Source organism: Enterobacter sp. E12, assembly GCF_014596715.2.
In the GTDB taxonomy this organism is placed as follows: Bacteria; Pseudomonadota; Gammaproteobacteria; order Enterobacterales; family Enterobacteriaceae; genus Enterobacter; species Enterobacter bugandensis.
This window is the reverse complement of sequence record NZ_CP115601.1, coordinates 3,451,706-3,470,084: the sequence shown is the minus strand read 5'-3', so window position 1 is coordinate 3,470,084 and position 18,379 is coordinate 3,451,706. Positions and strand designations below refer to the sequence as shown.

The 18,379-nt window shown below is 58.0% G+C and carries 18 protein-coding genes; 13 read left to right on the top strand and 5 right to left on the bottom strand.

Annotated elements, in window-relative coordinates; genetic code table 11:
• The first annotated feature begins 213 nt into the window (after positions 1-213).
• The gene (gene nudK / locus IB212_RS16610) at positions 214-804 is read left to right on the top strand and encodes a GDP-mannose pyrophosphatase NudK (protein WP_188246013.1); all 591 of its coding nucleotides are present in this window, start codon (positions 214-216) and stop codon (positions 802-804) included.
• Positions 805-913: 109 nt separating this feature from the next.
• Positions 914-1,957: a DUF1176 domain-containing protein gene (locus IB212_RS16605; protein WP_060573477.1), complete on the top strand. Its 1,044-nt coding sequence runs from the start codon at positions 914-916 to the stop codon at positions 1,955-1,957.
• A gap of 23 nt (positions 1,958-1,980) precedes the next feature.
• On the opposite strand, the gene tkt is transcribed toward IB212_RS16605, so the two are convergent.
• Together tkt and tal are read right to left on the bottom strand one after the other, a co-directional pair.
• The gene (gene tkt / locus IB212_RS16600; protein WP_188246014.1) at positions 1,981-3,969 is read right to left on the bottom strand and encodes a transketolase; all 1,989 of its coding nucleotides are present in this window, start codon (positions 3,967-3,969) and stop codon (positions 1,981-1,983) included.
• A gap of 19 nt (positions 3,970-3,988) precedes the next feature.
• Entirely contained in the window at positions 3,989-4,939 is a 951-nt protein-coding gene (tal, locus tag IB212_RS16595; RefSeq protein WP_028014009.1) for a transaldolase, read from the bottom strand.
• 246 nt (positions 4,940-5,185) lie between these two features.
• On the opposite strand from tal, the gene maeB reads away from it, so the two are divergent.
• Entirely contained in the window at positions 5,186-7,465 is a 2,280-nt protein-coding gene (maeB, locus tag IB212_RS16590; RefSeq protein WP_028014008.1) for an NADP-dependent oxaloacetate-decarboxylating malate dehydrogenase, read from the top strand.
• A 64-nt stretch (positions 7,466-7,529) separates the two neighbouring features.
• On the opposite strand, the gene hemF is transcribed toward maeB, so the two are convergent.
• Entirely contained in the window at positions 7,530-8,429 is a 900-nt protein-coding gene (gene hemF, locus IB212_RS16585; protein ID WP_041908789.1) for an oxygen-dependent coproporphyrinogen oxidase, read from the bottom strand.
• Complete coding sequence (amiA, locus tag IB212_RS16580; protein WP_028014006.1) at positions 8,429-9,304, bottom strand: N-acetylmuramoyl-L-alanine amidase AmiA; 876 nt, start codon at positions 9,302-9,304, stop codon at positions 8,429-8,431. The genes hemF and amiA overlap by 1 nt, the downstream gene beginning before the upstream one ends.
• 212 nt (positions 9,305-9,516) lie before the next feature.
• Here amiA and IB212_RS16575 point away from each other — a divergent pair, with 212 nt between their 5' ends.
• The 10 genes from IB212_RS16575 to pdxK all read left to right on the top strand — a co-directional run bounded on the left by IB212_RS16575 (position 9,517) and on the right by pdxK (position 17,811).
• Positions 9,517-9,942: a GNAT family acetyltransferase gene (locus IB212_RS16575; RefSeq protein ID WP_003861292.1), complete on the top strand. Its 426-nt coding sequence runs from the start codon at positions 9,517-9,519 to the stop codon at positions 9,940-9,942.
• Positions 9,929-10,378 carry a DUF2919 domain-containing protein gene (locus IB212_RS16570; RefSeq protein WP_041908792.1) on the top strand — a complete coding sequence of 150 codons (450 nt, stop codon included), beginning with the start codon at positions 9,929-9,931 and terminating at the stop codon, positions 10,376-10,378. The genes IB212_RS16575 and IB212_RS16570 overlap by 14 nt, the downstream gene beginning before the upstream one ends.
• Positions 10,379-10,441: 63 nt before the next feature.
• Positions 10,442-11,017, top strand: coding sequence for an RpoE-regulated lipoprotein (locus IB212_RS16565; protein WP_041908794.1), 576 nt, complete (start codon positions 10,442-10,444; stop codon positions 11,015-11,017).
• A gap of 92 nt (positions 11,018-11,109) precedes the next feature.
• A complete protein-coding gene (locus tag IB212_RS16560) occupies positions 11,110-12,009 on the top strand; it encodes a Dyp-type peroxidase (protein WP_041908796.1) in 900 nt (299 codons plus the stop codon).
• A gap of 175 nt (positions 12,010-12,184) precedes the next feature.
• Positions 12,185-13,198 carry a sulfate ABC transporter substrate-binding protein gene (locus IB212_RS16555; RefSeq protein WP_041908798.1) on the top strand — a complete coding sequence of 338 codons (1,014 nt, stop codon included), beginning with the start codon at positions 12,185-12,187 and terminating at the stop codon, positions 13,196-13,198.
• Positions 13,198-14,031: a sulfate/thiosulfate ABC transporter permease CysT gene (gene cysT / locus IB212_RS16550; RefSeq protein ID WP_004123378.1), complete on the top strand. Its 834-nt coding sequence runs from the start codon at positions 13,198-13,200 to the stop codon at positions 14,029-14,031. Before IB212_RS16555 ends, cysT begins: the two co-directional genes overlap by 1 nt.
• A complete protein-coding gene (gene cysW, locus IB212_RS16545; RefSeq protein WP_028014000.1) occupies positions 14,031-14,906 on the top strand; it encodes a sulfate/thiosulfate ABC transporter permease CysW in 876 nt (291 codons plus the stop codon). The genes cysT and cysW overlap by 1 nt, the downstream gene beginning before the upstream one ends.
• On the top strand, positions 14,896-15,990 hold the full coding sequence (cysA, locus tag IB212_RS16540; protein WP_041908801.1) for a sulfate/thiosulfate ABC transporter ATP-binding protein CysA: 1,095 nt from the start codon (positions 14,896-14,898) through the stop codon (positions 15,988-15,990). Before cysW ends, cysA begins: the two co-directional genes overlap by 11 nt.
• Before the next feature lie 67 nt (positions 15,991-16,057).
• Positions 16,058-16,969, top strand: a complete 912-nt coding sequence (gene cysM / locus IB212_RS16535; RefSeq protein ID WP_041908803.1) for a cysteine synthase CysM — start codon at positions 16,058-16,060, stop codon at positions 16,967-16,969.
• Between the two features lie 5 nt (positions 16,970-16,974).
• Positions 16,975-17,811, top strand: a complete 837-nt coding sequence (gene pdxK, locus IB212_RS16530) for a pyridoxine/pyridoxal/pyridoxamine kinase (RefSeq protein ID WP_041908805.1) — start codon at positions 16,975-16,977, stop codon at positions 17,809-17,811.
• A gap of 44 nt (positions 17,812-17,855) precedes the next feature.
• Here the strand turns inward: pdxK and crr are convergent, their stop codons facing one another.
• A complete protein-coding gene (gene crr / locus IB212_RS16525; RefSeq protein ID WP_003861316.1) occupies positions 17,856-18,365 on the bottom strand; it encodes a PTS glucose transporter subunit IIA in 510 nt (169 codons plus the stop codon).
• Positions 18,366-18,379 lie beyond the last annotated feature (14 nt).

Genomic DNA, 18,379 nt, shown 5'->3' with positions numbered 1-18,379 from the left:
GCTCAGCCACAGGTCATGGGCAGTTGTACAGTGCCTGATAACGCGGTGGCGAGCAAATAGCTTATTCATACTAAAGATAAGGTTATTGATCCAAAAGCTGCTTTGGGCATTAACCTGAAATCTGGCGAGAAGTAACGCGCCGCCTGAGCCGACGGACGACAAAGCGGGCTTCACGGAGTAGTATAAACAGACTCATTTAGCCGTGGAGCCCGTATGTCCCTGAACATTACCGTTATCAAAGACAAAATCCTTTCTGAAAATTACTTTGTTCTGCGTAACATCACTTACGATTTAACCCGTAAGAACGGTGACGTGATTCGCCACAAACGCGAAGTCTACGACCGGGGCAATGGTGCAACCATTTTGCTGTATAACCGTGAGAAGCAAAGCGTAGTGCTGATTCGCCAGTTTCGGGTCGCGACCTGGGTTAACGGCAACGCGGACGGGCGCCTGATTGAAACCTGCGCCGGCCTGCTTGATGACGATGAGCCGGAAGTCTGCATCCGCAAGGAAGCCGTTGAGGAGACCGGTTTTGAAGTGGGCGAGGTGCAAAAAGTCTTTGAGCTTTTCATGTCCCCTGGCGGGGTGACCGAGCTGGTCCATTTCTTCATTGCGGAATACACCGATGCCCAGCGCACGCATCGCGGCGGCGGCGTGGAGGATGAAGACATTGAAGTGCTGGAAATGCCTTTCACCCAGGCCGTTGAGATGGTGACAAGCGGCGAGATCCGCGACGGTAAAGCGGTGATCCTGTTACAGTATCTGCAAACCAGCGGCTTAATGAACCCTAAACCGATGTCGTGATAACGTGTATTTCAGATAAATCTATCCGATAAATCCGATTGAGCCCGCCCGCCCTGGGCACGAAGATACGCCCCAGATTGACCTTTTCGTTTCCGGGGCTGTGCCATTCATGCGCTACTGCGTTTTGCTTCTCTTCTTTTTCTGCGTGCTACCCGCGCCTCTGGTGTGGGCTGCGCCCGCGCAGCAGTCTTTTTCAGACTGGCAGGTTACCTGCAATAACCAGAATTTTTGTGTTGCCCGGAATACCGGCGAGCATCGCGGTCTGGTCATGGCGCTGAGCCGTAGCGCAGGCGCCAAAACGGACGCCAGCCTGCGCATCGATCTCGGCGGGCTTTCGGCCCCGCCGGTTAAAGAGCCTGACATTGCCCCGCGCCTGCTGCTCGACAACGTTCCGTTAAAGCTCAATTCGCAGCACTGGCAGTTAACCCCCTGGCATCTCAAAACTGACGATGCGGGTACCATCACTACGTTTCTGAAAACCATTCAGGAAGGGCAGGCGCTGACCCTGCGCGGGGGGAAGCAGACGATCTCGCTGGTCGGTCTGAAGGCGGCGCTGCTGTTTATCGACGCCCAGCAGAAGCGCGTTGGCAGCGAAACGGCATGGATTAAAAAAGGAGATAGCCCGCCGCTGAGCGTGCCTCCTGCACCGGCATTAAAAAAGGTGGCCGTGGTGAACCCGACGCCGACGCCGCTGACGCATAACGAGCTGAACGATCTGCTGGATTATGGGACGTGGCGGATGAACAACAGCCAGTGCTCGCTGGATCCTAACCGCCGTGAAGTACGCGTCACTGCATTAACGGATGACAAAGCGCTGTTGATCGTCAGCTGTGAAGCGGGGGCCTATAACACGGTCGATCTGGCGTGGCAGGTCTCACGTAAAAAACCGTTCGCCGCCCGTAGCGTCAGGTTACGTCTGCCGTTCACCCCCTCCAGCCAGAGCAGCGATATGGAGCTGATGAACGCCCGCTTTGATGAGAAAACGCGCGAGTTGACGACACTGGCGCTGGGACGCGGTATTGGAGACTGCGGGATCCAGACGCGCTGGCGTTTTGACGGCCAGCGTTTTCGCCTGGTACGCTACGCGGAAGAGCCAAGCTGCGATAGCTGGAATGGGCCAGACGCCTGGCCCACGCTCTGGATCACTCGCTAGTTTTGCCGGATGGCGCTGTCGCACTACAACACGCTCAGCGCTTTCTCCACCACGTTCTCAACGGTAAAGCCGAAATACGGGAACAGCTTGTCGGCAGGAGCGGATTCACCGTAACCCCGCATGCCTACAATTGCCCCTTTCAGCCCCACGTACTTATACCAGTAGTCGGCAATACCCGCTTCCACCGCCACGCGCGTCGCAACGCTGGAAGGCAGCACCGATTCCCGATACGCCTCGTCCTGGGCGTCAAAAATATCCGTTGAAGGCAGAGATACCACGCGCACCGCGTGACCTTCGGCGGTCAGCTTCTCCGCCGCTTTCACCGTGATTTCCACCTCGGAACCGGTGGCAATCAGGATCACGTCCGGCTTGCCGCCGCTGTCTTTCAGGATGTACCCGCCACGGGCGATGTTTTTTACCTGCTCCGGTGTGCGCTCGATCTGCGCCAGGTTCTGGCGCGACAGGATCAGCGCCGTGGGCCCGTTATGGCGCTCAACGGCCAGCTTCCAGCCCACCGCGGCTTCGACCTGATCGCACGGACGCCAGGTGCTGAAGTTTGGCGTTAAGCGCAGGCTCGCCAGCTGCTCTACCGCCTGGTGCGTTGGGCCATCTTCCCCCAGCCCGATGGAGTCATGGGTGTAGACCATGATCTGCCGGGCCTTCATCAACGCCGCCATACGCGCCGCGTTTCGGGCGTACTCGACGAACATCAGGAAGGTGGCGGTGTAGGGCACGAAGCCGCCGTGATGGGCGATGCCGTTAGCAATCGCGGTCATCCCGAACTCGCGCACGCCGTAGTGGATGTAGTTCCCGGCAATGTCTTCCTTCAGGGATTTAGAGCCTGACCAGATGGTCAGGTTGCTTGGCGCCAGATCCGCCGAGCCGCCGAGCAGCTCAGGCAGGAGAGGGCCAATCGCGTTCAGGGTATTTTGCGACGCCTTACGGGTAGCGATTTTCGCCGGGTTGGACTGCAGATTTTCAATCAGCGCCTGGGTTTTATCGTCCCAGTCTTCCGGCAGGCCGCCGCTCATGCGGCGGGAAAACTCGGCGGCCAGCTCCGGGTGCGCTTTTTTGTAGGCAGCAAATTTTTCGTTCCAGGCCTGCTGCGCTTTTTCACCCGCTTCGCGCGCGTCCCATGCTCTGTAGATCTCTTTCGGGATCTCAAACGGCGGATATTTCCAGCCCAGTTTCTGGCGGGTTAACGCCACTTCCTCTTCGCCCAGCGCCGCGCCGTGCGCCTCTTCTTTGCCCGCTTTGTTCGGCGAGCCGAAGCCAATGGTGGTACGGCAGATAATCAGGGACGGTTTGTCCTTCACGCTCTGCGCTTCCTGAATCGCTTTTTTCACCGCTTCCGGATCGTGGCCGTCAATCTCGTGCACCACGTGCCAGTGATAGGCCTCAAAGCGTTTTGCCGTGTCGTCGGTAAACCAGCCCTCGGTTTCCCCGTCGATGGAGATGCCGTTGTGGTCATAGAAGCCAATCAGCTTGCCGAGCCCCAGCGTGCCCGCCAGCGAGCAGACCTCGTGGGAGATCCCCTCCATCAGGCAGCCGTCACCCATAAAGACGTAGGTGTAGTGGTCGACAATCTCGTGATCGGGCTGGTTGAACTGCGCGGCCAGCGTACGCTCGGCAATTGCCAGGCCGACGGCATTCGCCAGGCCCTGGCCCAGCGGGCCGGTGGTCGTTTCCACGCCAGGTGTATAGCCGATCTCCGGGTGGCCCGGCGTTTTGGAGTGCAGCTGGCGGAAGTTTTTTAACTCCTCAAGCGGCAGGTCGTAGCCGGAAAGGTGCAGCAGGCTGTAAAGCAGCATCGAGGCGTGACCGTTGGAGAGAATAAAACGGTCGCGGTCGTACCAGGTTGGGTCAGTGGGGTTGTGCTTCAGGAAGTCGTTCCACAGCACTTCGGCAATATCGGCCATCCCCATCGGGGCGCCAGGGTGGCCGGAATTGGCTTTTTGTACGGCATCCATGCTGAGTGCGCGAATGGCGTTGGCGAGCTCTTTACGGGACATAGTTCACTCCGTGGCAAGGTTAAAGTTTGGCGGCGAGAAGATCTTCGAGTTTTCGCTGGTCGACGGCGAACTGGCGGATGCCGTCCGCCAGTTTTTCCACGGCCATAGGGTCCTGATTATGCTCCCAGCGGAACTCCGCTTCGGTCATGGCTTTCGGTTTTGGCAGGACGGTAGAGGTCGGCACCAGCTTGCGGATCACCGTTTCGTCGCTCTCCTGCAGCTTTTTCAGCAGGTCAGGGGAGATGGTCAGACGGTCACACCCTGCGAGCGCCAGGATCTGCTCGGTGCGGCGGAAGCTGGCGCCCATCACGATGGTTTCGTAGCGGTGCTGTTTGTAATAATCGTAGATATTACGCACCGACTTCACGCCAGGGTCTTCCTCTACCACGTACGGGTCCATCGGCTGTTTCGCCTGATACCAGTCGTAGATGCGCCCGACAAACGGCGAGATCAGGAACACGCCCGCTTCGGCACAGGCGCGCGCCTGGGCAAAGGAGAACAGCAGCGTCAGGTTGCAGTGGATCCCCTCTTTTTCCAGAACCTCTGCCGCGCGGATGCCTTCCCATGTGGACGCGAGCTTGATCAGAATGCGTGACTTATCGATCCCCTGTTCCTGGTAGAGCTCCACCAGGCGGCGCGCTTTGTTAATACTCTTTTCCTGGTCGAATGAGAGGCGGGCATCCACTTCGGTCGACACGCGCCCCGGAATGCTTTTCAGAATTTCCGCACCAAAATTAACCGCCAGCTTGTCGCTGGCTTCAGCAACCTGCTGCTCCTGCGTTTTCCCGCGCTGTTTACCGTAGGCAATCGCGTCGTCAATCAGATGGCTAAAATGGGCAAGCCCCGCCGCTTTCAGAAGCAGCGAAGGGTTGGTGGTCGCGTCCTCTGGCTGATAGTGGCGAATCGACTCGATGTCGCCGCTGTCTGCAACCACGGTGGTGAATTGTTTGATGCCGTCTAGCTGGTTCATAAATAATTACTCCTTGGAAATAAAAGAGTTAGATGAGTGCGTTAGTTCACACTTCTGAGAAAATCATGATGGACTTAACAAAAAAGCATAGCAGACGGGGCAGGCATTGCTTTTGAGACGGGTAACATGGCTGTTATAAATTGATAACAATTTTTAATGTGTGATGGTGAGAGTTTGGCAGCCTTCAAAGTTTATGCGCTGCTCAGCGGCGATACTATCTGACCGATACGTAAAAGGAATAACAAGATGGACGATCAGTTAAAACAGAGTGCCCTCGATTTTCACGAGTTCCCTGTCCCCGGTAAAATTCAGGTCTCCCCAACCAAGCCGCTGGCGACCCAGCGCGATCTGGCGCTGGCCTACTCGCCGGGCGTGGCTGCGCCGTGTCTGGAGATCGAAAAAGATCCGCTGGCGGCCTACAAATACACCGCGCGCGGCAACCTTGTCGCCGTTATCTCTAACGGTACGGCGGTGCTGGGCCTGGGCAACATTGGTGCCCTGGCCGGTAAACCGGTGATGGAAGGGAAGGGCGTACTGTTTAAGAAATTCGCCGGTATCGACGTGTTCGATATCGAAGTGGACGAACTCGATCCCGATAAGTTCATCAACGTGGTGGCCGCGCTGGAGCCGACCTTCGGCGGGATCAACCTGGAAGACATCAAAGCGCCGGAATGTTTCTATATCGAGCAGAAGTTGCGCGAGCGTATGAACATTCCCGTGTTCCATGACGACCAGCACGGCACGGCGATTATCAGCACCGCTGCCATTCTCAACGGCCTGCGCGTGGTGGAGAAAAATCTCTCCGACGTGCGCATGGTGGTCTCCGGCGCGGGCGCGGCGGCCATCGCCTGTATGAACCTGCTGGTGGCGCTAGGGATGCAGAAACACAATATCGTGGTCTGCGACTCTAAGGGCGTTATCTACAAAGACCGCGAGCCGAACATGGCGGAAACCAAAGCGGCGTATGCCGTGGAAGATGACGGCAAGCGCACGCTTGAGGACGTGATTGACGGCGCGGATATCTTCCTCGGCTGTTCAGGCCCGAAAGTGCTGACCCAGGAAATGGTGCAGAAAATGGCGCGCGCGCCGATGATCCTGGCGCTGGCGAACCCGGAACCGGAAATCCTCCCGCCGCTGGCGAAAGCGGTGCGCGAAGACGCCATTATCTGTACCGGCCGTTCGGACTACCCGAACCAGGTGAACAACGTGCTCTGCTTCCCGTTCATCTTCCGCGGGGCGCTGGACGTTGGCGCGACGGCGATCAACGAAGAGATGAAGCTTGCCGCCGTTCACGCCATCGCTGAGCTGGCGCACGCTGAGCAGAGCGAAGTGGTCGCCTCCGCGTACGGGGATCAGGATCTGAGCTTTGGCCCGGACTACATCATTCCAAAACCGTTCGATCCACGCCTGATTGTAAAAATTGCGCCAGCCGTTGCCAAAGCGGCGATGGACTCCGGCGTGGCGACGCGTCCGATTCAGGATTTCGACGCGTACGTCGATAAGCTCACCGAGTTTGTCTACAAAACCAACCTGTTTATGAAGCCGATCTTCTCTCAGGCTCGCGCAGACGCGAAGCGCGTGGTGCTGGCGGAAGGGGAAGAGGCGCGCGTGCTGCACGCCACGCAGGAGCTGATCACCTTAGGGCTGGCGAAGCCGATCCTGATTGGTCGTCCGAGCGTGATCGAGATGCGCATTCAGAAGCTGGGCCTGCAGATCAAGCCGGGCGTGGACTTTGAGATCGTTAACAACGAATCCGATCCGCGCTTCAAGGAGTACTGGAACGAATATTACGCGATCATGAAGCGTCGCGGGATCACCCAGGAACAGGCGCAGCGGGCGGTGATCAGCAATACTACGGTCATCGGCGCGATCATGGTCCATCGCGGCGAGGCGGATGCGCTGATCTGCGGCACCATCGGCGATTACCACGAGCATTTCAGCGTGGTGCAGGAGATCTTCGGCTATCGCGACGGCGTGCACACCGCCGGGGCGATGAACGCGCTGCTGCTGCCGAGCGGCAACACCTTTATTGCCGATACCTACGTGAACGACGATCCAACCCCGGACGAACTGGCGGAGATCACCGTGATGGCCGCCGAGACCGTGCGTCGCTTTGGTATTGAGCCGAAGGTGGCGCTGCTGTCGCACTCAAACTTTGGTTCGTCCAAATCCGCGGCGGCGTGCAAAATGCGCCAGACTCTGGAACTGGTGCGCGAGCGTGCGCCGGAGCTGATGATTGACGGGGAAATGCACGGTGATGCCGCGCTGGTGGAGAGCATCCGCAACGAACGTATGCCGGATAGCCCGCTGAAGGGGTCGGCGAACATCCTGATTATGCCGAACGTGGAAGCGGCGCGTATCAGCTACAACCTGCTGCGCGTCTCCAGCTCTGAAGGGGTGACCGTAGGACCGGTGCTGATGGGCGTGGCAAAACCGGTGCACGTGTTAACGCCGATTGCCTCCGTGCGCCGTATCGTGAATATGGTGGCGCTGGCGGTGGTTGAGGCGCAGACGCAGCCGCTGTAAGGGCGCGTTTGCTTACCCGACCTGGGGATTGAGTAGGCCGGATAAGCGCAGCGCCATCCGGCAGTTAAATCCAGTCGCGTACTTTAAGGAACTCACTCAAGGCAGCCTCCGGGCTGCCTTCTTTTGGTTCGTAGCTGTACTCCCAGCGCACCAGCGGCGGCATAGACATCAGAATCGACTCCGTGCGTCCGCCGGTCTGCAGGCCGAACAGCGTCCCGCGATCCCACACCAGGTTGAACTCCACATACCGCCCGCGACGATAAAGCTGGAACTCACGCTCGCGCACGCCGTAGTCGGTGTTTTTACGGCGTTCGACAATCGGCAGGTACGCGTCGGTGAACCCTTCGCCCACCGCGCGCATAAAGCTAAATGCCGTATCAAAATCCGGCGTGTTGAGATCGTCAAAGAACAGCCCGCCGATGCCGCGCTGCTCGTCGCGGTGCTTCAGGTAAAAGTAGTCGTCGCACCACTTTTTATATTTCGGGTAAACGTCTTCGCCAAACGGCAGGCAAAGGTTCCGCGCGGTGGTGTGCCAGTGCACGGCATCCTCTTCGAAGCCGTAGTAGGGCGTCATGTCGAAACCGCCGCCAAACCACCAGACCGGATCGGCTCCTGGCTTCTCCGCGATGAAAAAGCGCACGTTGGCGTGGCTGGTCGGAACAAACGGGTTATGCGGGTGGATCACCAGCGAGACGCCCATCGCTTCGAAGCTGCGGCCCGCCAGCTCAGGGCGGTGCGCGGTAGCGGACGCGGGCATGGCGTCGCCGTGAACGTGGGAAAAATTCACGCCCGCCTGTTCGAAGATGCCGCCGTTACGCAGCACGCGGCTGCGCCCGCCGCCGCCCGCTTCGCGCTGCCAGCTATCTTCCTGGAATTCACCGCCGTCTGCGGCGGCCAGTTTCTGGCAAATCTCATCCTGCAGCTGCAGCAGGAACGTTTTGACCAGCTGTGCATTGGGTTTCATCAGCGTTTCCTGGAGTGCGCTTTCTGGTTATCGAACCAGTTGAAGTAACTGATAATGCCGGAGGCGATGGCGTTGGCGATCTTCTGGCGAAACGCCGTGGTGCCGAGCAGGCGCTCTTCTTCCGGATTGGTAATAAAGGACGTTTCCACCAGCACGGACGGGATGGACGGTGACTTCAGCACCACAAACGCCGCCTGTTCGGTGCTTTTACTGTGCAGACGGTGCACCGGCTTAATCCGCTTGAGGATATGCGAGCCGAGCGTCAGGCTGTTTTTGATGGTGTCCGTTTGCACGAGATCGAACAGCACCTGCTGCAACAGATGATCTTTATCCGTGGCTTTCTTCCCGGCTACTTCATCCGCCCGGTTTTCGCGATCGGAAAGGTATTTCGCCATGGCGCTACTGGCACCGCGGTTGGAGAGGGCAAACACCGACGCGCCCGCGGCGGAAGGGTTTGTGAAGCCATCCGCGTGGATCGACATAAACAGGTCGGCGCCGTGCTTGTGGGCAATTTCCACGCGGTCGTACAGCGGAATGAACGTGTCGCCCGTGCGCGTCAGGCGGGCGTCAATGCCGTTGCTGCGTAAAATCGATCGCACATTTTTTGCAATTGCCAGCACGACGTGTTTTTCTTTCGACCCGTTTCTGCCGATGGCGCCGGTATCAATACCGCCGTGGCCCGGATCGAGCATCACCAGACGCTTTGCGCCCGGCTTTTTTGTTTTCGGTTTGCTGTGTCCGTTACTGGTTTTGAGCGTGCTCTCGTCTTTTGCCTGAGCCTGCTTAGCGATGCCCGTTAACGTTAAGGCCGCCAGCCCCGCTTTGAGAACCTGACGACGCGATGTGAGTGCTTTTAATGGTTTGAATGTGCTCATGCGGCCTGAATACTGAAAAATGGGGTCCTGGTGTTATATCGTATCGTGTTTCCCGTTACGACAGTCCTTATTGAGAATTGTTTTACTTTTCATTTCAATACGTGACAAAGTGACATTATGCCAAATTTTGGCGAGATTTTCCCCGGTTATTGGCTAAACGCCCCGTTCACGCCATAATCACTGTTTTTAAACCCGAAAAGGCGGTTAATACCATGGAGATACGCGTTTTTCGCCAGGAAGATTTCGAAGAGGTGATCACCCTTTGGGAGCGCTGCGATCTGCTGCGTCCGTGGAACGATCCGGAAATGGATATCGAACGTAAGGTGAATCACGACGTTAGCCTGTTTCTGGTCGCGGAAGTGAACGGCGAGGTGGTTGGGACGGTAATGGGCGGCTACGACGGCCACCGCGGTTCGGCCTATTATCTGGGCGTTCACCCGGAATACCGGGCGCGCGGCATCGCCAACGCGCTGCTCAATCGTCTGGAAAAGAAACTCATCGCCCGCGGCTGCCCGAAAATCCAGATCATGGTGCGGGAAGATAACGACGTGGTGCTGGGCATGTATGAGCGTCTGGGCTACGAGCACGCCGACGTGCTGACGCTGGGTAAGCGCCTGATCGAAGATGAAGAGTACTGAGATCCACCCGGCTGACTATGACGCGCAGGGCCGCGTCAGGCTGCCGTTTTTATTCTGGTGCGTTTTGCTCCTCCAGGCCCGTACCTGGGTACTGTTTGTGATGGCCGGTGCGTCGCGCGGGCAGGGCGATACGCTGCTGAATCTCTTTTATCCCGACCACGATGCCTTCTGGCTCGGCTTACTGCCGGGCGTACCGGCGGTGGTGGCTTTTTTGTGCAGCGGTCGACGGCATGTAATCCCGCGTCTGTGGCGTGCGCTTCGCTGGCTGCTGATCCTCGCCCAGATTGCGCTGCTGTTCTGGCAACCCGTGCTCTGGTGGCTGGGTGAACCGCTTTCCGGTATAGGCATCGCGCTGGTGGTGGCGGATATTGTGGCGCTGATGTGGCTGCTGACGAATCCCCGCTTACGCGCCTGTTTTACGCAAGAGTCAGATTAGCGCGGCACTTTTTGCCGATGCCGCACTCCAACAAGCGTTGATTTAATTAGAAAGGACGTTTCAATGAAATCGCTGCGTTTACTTTTATGCGCTCTCCCGCTGGCGTTAACCGGCTGTTCGACGCTCTCCTCCATTAACTGGTCCGCCGCGTATCCGTGGAACTGGTTTGGCTCTTCCACCGAAGTGACCGAGCAGGGCGTGGGAAAAATTACCGCGTCAACGGCGCTCGATCAGGACGCTATCCAGGATGCTCTCAGCAGTGACTATCGCCTGCGTAGCGGGATGAAAACCGAGAATGGCAACATTGTGCGTTACTTTGAAGCGCTAAAGGGCGACAAGCTGGCGCTGGTGATTAACGGTGATAAAGGGACGGTGAACCGCATTGCCGTGATGGACGAAGATATTCCGACCGCCAGCGGCGTAAAGGTGGGCACTCCATTTAGCGATCTTTATAAACAGGCCTTTGGCAACTGCAACAGCGCCCCTTCAGACGATGGCGTGGCGGTGGAATGTAAGGCGGAAGGCAGCCAGCACATCAGCTATGTCTTCACCGGAACCTGGAGCGGTCCGGAAGGATTGATGCCCTCTGACGACACGCTGAAGAGCTGGAAAGTGAGCAAAATACTCTGGAAGCAGTAATTTGCGCCTGAACAAACCGCCTCGCTGAAATCCGGGTATAATAGCCGCCATCAATGCCACGCTGACGTGGCATCTTTATTTCAGGAGGAGCGATGTCTCAGGTTCAGAGTGGCATTTTGCCAGAACATTGCCGCGCGGCGATTTGGATTGAAGCCAATGTTAGAGGGGACGTGGATGCCCTGCGCGCGGCCAGCAAAGTTTTCGTTGATAAACTGGCCACCTTCCAGGCCAAATTCCCGGACGCCCATCTGGGTGCCGTTGTCGCTTTCGGCAATAACGTCTGGCGTCAGCTGAGCGGCGGCGAAGGCGCGGAAGAGCTGAAGGACTTTATCCCATACGGCAAAGGCCTGGCGCCAGCCACCCAATACGACGTGCTGATCCACATCCTCTCTCTGCGCCACGACGTGAACTTCTCCGTTGCTCAGGCGGCGGTTGAAGCGTTTGGTGACAGCATCGACGTGCAGGAAGAGGTTCACGGCTTCCGCTGGGTGGAAGAGCGCGATCTGAGTGGCTTCGTTGATGGAACCGAAAACCCGGCGGGTGAAGAGGTTCGTCGCGACGTGGCGGTCATCAAAGACGGCGTGGACGCGGGCGGCAGCTACGTGTTCGTCCAGCGCTGGGAGCACAACCTCAAGCAGCTTAACCGCATGAGCGTGCACGACCAGGAGATGATGATTGGCCGCACCAAAGAAGCCAACGAAGAGATCGACGGCGATGCGCGCCCGGTGACCTCGCACCTGTCCCGCGTTGACCTTAAGGAAGACGGTAAGGGGCTCAAAATTGTTCGTCAGAGCCTGCCGTACGGCACGGCAAGCGGCACGCACGGCCTCTACTTCTGCGCCTACTGCGCGCGGCTGCACAATATTGAGCAACAGCTGCTGAGCATGTTCGGTGACACTGACGGCAAGCGCGACGCCATGCTGCGCTTCACCCGCCCGGTAACCGGCGGCTACTATTTTGCGCCGTCCGTTGAGCGCCTGCTGGCGCTGTAAAACGCTCCCCATACGTAGGCCGGGTAAGCGTTAGCGCCACCCGGCAATTTTCCCCGCACCCTTATTCCCTTTTCTGCTTGTAAATCACCAAACGGTATATAAAACCGTTACTCCTTTCATCCCCGTTATAAATATTATGACTATAAGATAGTCATCACATTTATAAGGGTGCGCAATGGCCGTTACTGTACTGAAAAAAGGAACTCTGGCGCTGGCAGGTTTACTGCTGGTGGCCCAGGCGCAGGCGACCGAGCTGCTGAACAGCTCGTATGATGTCTCCCGCGAGCTGTTTGCCGCCCTTAACCCACCGTTCGAGCAGCAGTGGGCGAAAGAAAACAATGGCGATAAGCTGACCATCAAGCAGTCCCACGCCGGTTCATCCAAGCAGGCGCTGGCGATTTTGCAGGGGCTGAAAGCAGACGTCGTGACCTACAACCAGGTGACTGACGTGCAGATCCTGCACGACAAGGGCAAGCTGATCCCGGCTGACTGGCAGAGCCGCTTGCCGAACAATAGCTCGCCGTTCTACTCCACCATGGGCTTCCTGGTGCGTAAGGGCAACCCGAAGAACATCCACGACTGGAGCGACCTGGTGCGTTCCGACGTGAAGCTGATTTTCCCGAACCCAAAAACTTCAGGTAACGCGCGCTACACCTATTTAGCCGCGTGGGGCGCGGCGGACAAGGCTGACGGTAAGGATAAAGCGAAGACCGAGCAGTTCATGACCCAGTTCCTGAAAAACGTCGAAGTGTTTGATACCGGCGGCCGCGGCGCGACCACGACCTTCGCCGAGCGTGGTCTGGGCGACGTGCTGATCAGCTTCGAATCCGAAGTGAACAACATTCGCAAGCAGTACGAAGCGCAGGGCTTCGAGGTGGTTATTCCGAAAACCAACATCCTGGCCGAGTTCCCGGTGGCGTGGGTGGATAAAAACGTGCAGGCGAACGGCACCGAGAAAGCGGCAAAAGCCTATCTCAATTACCTGTACAGCCCGCAGGCGCAGACCATCATTACCGACTACTACTACCGCGTGAACAATCCGGACGTGATGAACAAGCTGAAAGATAAATTCCCGCAGACCGCGCTGTTCCGCGTGGAAGATCATTTCGGCTCATGGCCTGAGGTGATGAAAACGCACTTTGCCAGCGGCGGTGAGTTAGACAAACTGCTGGCGGCGGGGCGTAAGTAATGTTTGCAGTCTCGACAAAACGCGTGCTGCCGGGCTTTACCTTAAGCCTCGGGACCAGCCTGCTGTTCGTCTGCCTGATCCTGCTGTTGCCGCTCAGCGCGCTGGTGATGCAGCTTGCTCAGATGAGCTGGGCGCAGTACTGGGACGTGGTCACCAACCCGCAGGTGGTGGCGGCCTATAAGGTGACGCTGCTGTCGGCGTTTGTTGCCTCCATTTTTAACGGCGTGTTTGGCCTGCTGATGGCGTGGATCTTAACCCGCTATCGCTTCCCGGGCCGTACGCTGCTTGATGCCCTGATGGATCTGCCGTTTGCGCTGCCGACGGCGGTTGCGGGCTTAACCCTCGCGTCGCTCTTCTCCGTGAACGGGCTGTACGGCGAGTGGCTGGCGAAATTTGACATCAAGGTCACCTATACCTGGCTCGGGATCGCGGTGGCGATGGCCTTTACCAGCATCCCGTTTGTGGTGCGTACCGTGCAGCCGGTACTGGAAGAGCTGGGTCCGGAATACGAAGAAGCGGCGGAAACGCTGGGCGCCACGCGCTGGCAGAGCTTCCGCAAAGTGGTTCTGCCAGAGCTCTCTCCGGCGCTGATGGCGGGCGTCGCGCTGTCGTTTACCCGCAGCCTGGGTGAGTTCGGCGCGGTGATATTTATCGCCGGGAACATCGCCTGGAAAACGGAAGTCACCTCGCTGATGATTTTCATCCGCCTGCAGGAGTTTGATTATCCGGCGGCAAGCGCGATTGCTTCGGTGATCCTCGCGGCCTCGCTGCTGCTGTTGTACTCGATTAACACTCTGCAAAGTCGCTTTGGTCGACGTGTGGTAGGTCACTGATGGCGGAAGTTACGCAATTGAAGCGATACGATGCGCCCCGCATCAACTGGGGTAAATGGTTTCTGATTGGCGTGGGCGTGCTGGTTTCCGCCCTCATTCTCGTCGTGCCGACGATTTATATCTTCGTCCAGGCGTTCAGCAAGGGGCTGATGCCCGCGCTGGAGAACCTGGCGAACCCGGACATGCTACACGCCATCTGGCTGACGGTGCTGATTGCCCTGATCACCGTGCCGGTGAACCTGGTCTTCGGTACGCTGCTGGCCTGGCTGGTGACGCGCTTTAACTTCCCGGGACGTCAGCTGCTACTGACCCTGCTGGATATTCCGTTTGCCGTGTCGCCTGTTGTTGCCGGTCTGGTTTACCTGCTCTTTTACGGCTCCAACGGCCCGCTGGGTGGCTGGCTGGATGAACATAACCTGCAGATCATGTTCGCCTGGCCGGGCATGGTGCTGGTGACCATCTTCGTGACCTGCCCGTTCGTGGTGCGTGAGCTGGTGCCGGTGATGTTAAGCCAGGGCAGCAATGAAGACGAAGCGGCCGTTCTGCTTGGCGCATCCGGCTGGCAGATGTTCCGCCGCGTGACGCTGCCGAACATCCGCTGGGCGCTGCTTTACGGCGTGGTGCTGACCAACGCCCGTGCGATTGGTGAGTTTGGTGCGGTGTCGGTGGTGTCCGGCTCGATCCGCGGCGAAACCCTGTCGCTGCCGTTACAGATTGAATTACTGGAACAGGACTACAACACCGTCGGTTCCTTTACTGCCGCAGCGTTGCTGACGCTGATGGCGATTTTGACGCTGTTTTTGAAAAGTGTGGTGCAGTGGCGTTTAGAGAATCAGGAAAAACGTCAGCATCAGGAGGGAAATCATGAGCATTGAGATTGCCAATATTAAGAAGTCTTTTGGTCGCACGCAGGTGCTGAATGATATCTCGCTGGATATCCCTTCCGGACAAATGGTCGCGCTGCTGGGGCCGTCTGGTTCCGGTAAAACTACACTGCTGCGTATTATCGCCGGGCTTGAGCATCAGACCAGCGGACATATCCGCTTTCACGGTACCGATGTGAGCCGTCTGCATGCCCGCGACCGTAAGGTAGGCTTTGTGTTCCAGCATTACGCGCTGTTCCGCCACATGACCGTGTTCGACAATATCGCCTTTGGCCTGACGGTGCTGCCACGTCGTGAACGCCCGGATGCAGCAACCATTAAGGCGAAAGTAATCAAACTGCTGGAGATGGTGCAGCTGGCGCATCTGGCGGACCGCTTCCCGGCCCAGCTTTCCGGTGGGCAGAAGCAGCGCGTGGCGCTGGCGCGCGCGCTGGCCGTTGAGCCGCAAATACTGCTGCTGGATGAACCCTTCGGCGCGCTGGATGCGCAGGTGCGCAAAGAGCTGCGTCGCTGGCTGCGCCAGCTGCATGAAGAGCTGAAATTCACCAGCGTCTTCGTGACCCACGATCAGGAAGAGGCGATGGAAGTCGCGGACCGCGTGGTGGTCATGAGCCAGGGCAACATCGAGCAGGTTGACGAGCCGGAACAGCTCTGGCGCGAGCCGGCGACCCGCTTCGTGCTGGAGTTTATGGGCGAGGTGAACCGCCTGCAGGGCACCATTCGCGGCGGTCAGTTCCACGTGGGCGCGCACCGCTGGCCGCTGGGCTACACCTCCGCACATCAAGGGCCGGTCGATCTGTTCCTGCGCCCGTGGGAAGTGGACGTCAGCCGCCGCACCAGCCTGGATTCCCCGCTGCCGGTGCAGGTGCTGGAAGCTAGCCCTAAAGGACACTACACCCAATTGGTGGTACAGCCGCTGGGCTGGTATACCGAGCCGCTGACCGTGGTCATGCGCGACGACGTCCCGCCGCACCGGGGAGAGCGCCTGTTTGTCGGGCTGCAGCATGCGCGCATCTATCACGGTAAGGAGCGGATTGAGACGCGCGAGGATATTGCTCTGGCGGAGTCAGCCTGATAGGTTATTGAGTATGTTTTTCGCCCGGTGGCGTGATGCTTACCGGGCTTTTTATTGAGTAAAAATCGTGAATACACTCGAACACACCATCGGCAACACCCCTCTGGTCAAGCTTCAGCGCATGGGATGTGCCAACGGCAGCGAAATCTGGGTCAAACTCGAAGGCAACAACCCGGCAGGGTCGGTGAAAGATCGCGCGGCGCTGTCGATGATTGTCCAGGCCGAGAAACGCGGTGAAATTAAGCCAGGCGATGTGCTGATTGAAGCCACCAGCGGCAACACCGGTATCGCGCTGGCAATGATTGCGGCGCTGAAAGGCTACCGCATGAAGCTGCTGATGCCGGACAACATGAGCCAGGAGCGCCGCGCCGCGATGCGCGCCTATGGGGCCGAGCTGATTCTGGTAACTAAAGAGCAGGGGATGGAAGGGGCGCGAGACTTAGCGTTAGCAATGGCCCAGCGCGGCGAAGGTAAACTGCTCGATCAGTTCAATAACCCGGACAACCCGTACGCGCACTACACCACCACCGGGCCGGAAATCTGGCAGCAAACCGGCGGGCGCATCACCCATTTTGTCTCCAGCATGGGCACCACCGGCACTATAACCGGCGTGTCGCGTTTTTTGCGCGAGCAGGAGAAACCGGTCACCATTGTTGGTCTGCAGCCGGAAGAGGGGAGCAGCATTCCGGGCATTCGCCGCTGGCCTGCGGAGTATATGCCAGGCATTTTTAATGCGCAGCTGGTGGATCGGGTGCTGGATATTCATCAGCGCGAGGCGGAGAATACCATGCGTGAACTGGCCGTGCGTGAAGGCATCTTCTGCGGGGTCAGCTCGGGGGGCGCGGTAGCGGGGGCGTTGCGCGTGGCGCAGGCAAACCCCGGTGCGGTCGTGGTGGCGATTATCTGCGATCGCGGCGATCGCTATTTGTCTACCGGCGTCTTTGGTGAAGAGAGTTATTCGCAGGGGGCGGGGATTTAAGCGTCATGGAGATGATTCTATTCCGGGATAACACCCGGGCGCAGCAAACCGACATTGTCGCGGTGCAGTCGCAGGTGGTTTACGGCAGCGTGGGGAACAGCATTGCGGTGCCAAATATTCGTACCCACAGGCTGAACGTGACCGCCGTGCCGACGGTGCTGTTTAGCAACACGCCGCACTACGACACCTTCTACGGCGGGGTGATCCCCGACGAGTGGTTCAGCGGCTACCTGAAGGCGCTGGAAGAGCGCGAGATCCTGCGCGAGCTTAAAGCGGTCACTACCGGCTATATGGGCAGCGCCAGCCAGATCGCGCTGCTGGCGCAGTGGCTGAGGGCGGTCAAAGCGCAGCATCCTGACCTGCTGGTGCTGGTCGACCCGGTTATCGGCGATATAGACAGCGGAATGTACGTCAAGCTGGATATCCCGGAAGCCTACCGGGAACACCTGCTGCCGCTGGCGCAGGGGATTACGCCAAACGTCTATGAGCTGGAAGTATTGAGCGGTAAGCCGTGCCGGACGCCGGAAAGCGCTATTGCCGCCGCGCAGGGGTTGCTTTCTGACACTCTGAAATGGGTGGCGATCACCAGCGCGCCGGTCGCCGATGACCCGCAAAACATCCACGTGGTGCTGGTGACGCGTGAGGGCGTGACCGTCAGCGCGCATCCGCGCGTAGAAACCGATCTGAAAGGGACGGGGGATCTGTTCTGTTCAGAACTGGTGAGCGGAATTGTTGAGGGGAAAACCGTTGCTGATGCCATTCGCATGGCCGGCGATCGGGTGACTGACGTGATGCTTTATACCCAGTCGAAAGGCTACGACGAGCTTATCCTCCCTGTATAAACAAAAATGGCGCCCGAAGGCGCCATTTTTCTGTGCGGCAAGAATTACTTCTTGATGCGGATAACCGGGGTTTCGCCCACGGTGACGCTGCCAGACAGTTTGATCAGTTCTTTGATTTCGTCCATGTTGGAGATAACAACCGGCGTCAGGGTAGACTTGGCTTTTTCTTCCAGCAGTGGCAGATCGAATTCAATCACCGGGTCGCCAACTTTAACACGCTGGCCTTCTTCCGCGATACGCTTGAAGCCTTCGCCTTTCAGTTCAACGGTGTCGATACCGAAGTGAACGAACAGTTCGATACCGCTATCAGATTCGATAGAGAACGCATGGTTGGTTTCAAAAATTTTACCGATGGTGCCGTCAACTGGAGCAACCATTTTGTTGCCAGTTGGTTTGATAGCAATGCCATCACCAACGATTTTCTCAGCAAACACTACATCCGGCACGTCTTCGATGTTGACGATCTCGCCGGAGAGCGGAGCAACAATCTCAATAGTTCCGGAGTCTTTCTTATCATCAGAAACCAGAGATTTCAGTTTATCGAACAAACCCATGATCTTCTCCTAAG

Excerpts from the sequence above, each read along its gene's own strand:
- pdxK (WP_041908805.1), top strand. The coding sequence starts at position 16,975 with ATGGAGATGATTCTATTCCGGGATAACACCCGGGCGCAGCAAACCGAC.
- IB212_RS16570 (WP_041908792.1), top strand. The coding sequence starts at position 9,929 with ATGAAGAGTACTGAGATCCACCCGGCTGACTATGACGCGCAGGGCCGC.
- cysT (WP_004123378.1), top strand. The coding sequence starts at position 13,198 with ATGTTTGCAGTCTCGACAAAACGCGTGCTGCCGGGCTTTACCTTAAGC.
- cysW (WP_028014000.1), top strand. The coding sequence starts at position 14,031 with ATGGCGGAAGTTACGCAATTGAAGCGATACGATGCGCCCCGCATCAAC.
- IB212_RS16565 (WP_041908794.1), top strand. The coding sequence starts at position 10,442 with ATGAAATCGCTGCGTTTACTTTTATGCGCTCTCCCGCTGGCGTTAACC.
- nudK (WP_188246013.1), top strand. The coding sequence starts at position 214 with ATGTCCCTGAACATTACCGTTATCAAAGACAAAATCCTTTCTGAAAAT.
- tal (WP_028014009.1), bottom strand. The coding sequence starts at position 4,939 with ATGAACCAGCTAGACGGCATCAAACAATTCACCACCGTGGTTGCAGAC.
- maeB (WP_028014008.1), top strand. The coding sequence starts at position 5,186 with ATGGACGATCAGTTAAAACAGAGTGCCCTCGATTTTCACGAGTTCCCT.
- cysA (WP_041908801.1), top strand. The coding sequence starts at position 14,896 with ATGAGCATTGAGATTGCCAATATTAAGAAGTCTTTTGGTCGCACGCAG.
- tkt (WP_188246014.1), bottom strand. The coding sequence starts at position 3,969 with ATGTCCCGTAAAGAGCTCGCCAACGCCATTCGCGCACTCAGCATGGAT.
- IB212_RS16560 (WP_041908796.1), top strand. The coding sequence starts at position 11,110 with ATGTCTCAGGTTCAGAGTGGCATTTTGCCAGAACATTGCCGCGCGGCG.
- crr (WP_003861316.1), bottom strand. The coding sequence starts at position 18,365 with ATGGGTTTGTTCGATAAACTGAAATCTCTGGTTTCTGATGATAAGAAA.
- IB212_RS16555 (WP_041908798.1), top strand. The coding sequence starts at position 12,185 with ATGGCCGTTACTGTACTGAAAAAAGGAACTCTGGCGCTGGCAGGTTTA.
- IB212_RS16575 (WP_003861292.1), top strand. The coding sequence starts at position 9,517 with ATGGAGATACGCGTTTTTCGCCAGGAAGATTTCGAAGAGGTGATCACC.
- hemF (WP_041908789.1), bottom strand. The coding sequence starts at position 8,429 with ATGAAACCCAATGCACAGCTGGTCAAAACGTTCCTGCTGCAGCTGCAG.
- amiA (WP_028014006.1), bottom strand. The coding sequence starts at position 9,304 with ATGAGCACATTCAAACCATTAAAAGCACTCACATCGCGTCGTCAGGTT.
- IB212_RS16605 (WP_060573477.1), top strand. The coding sequence starts at position 914 with ATGCGCTACTGCGTTTTGCTTCTCTTCTTTTTCTGCGTGCTACCCGCG.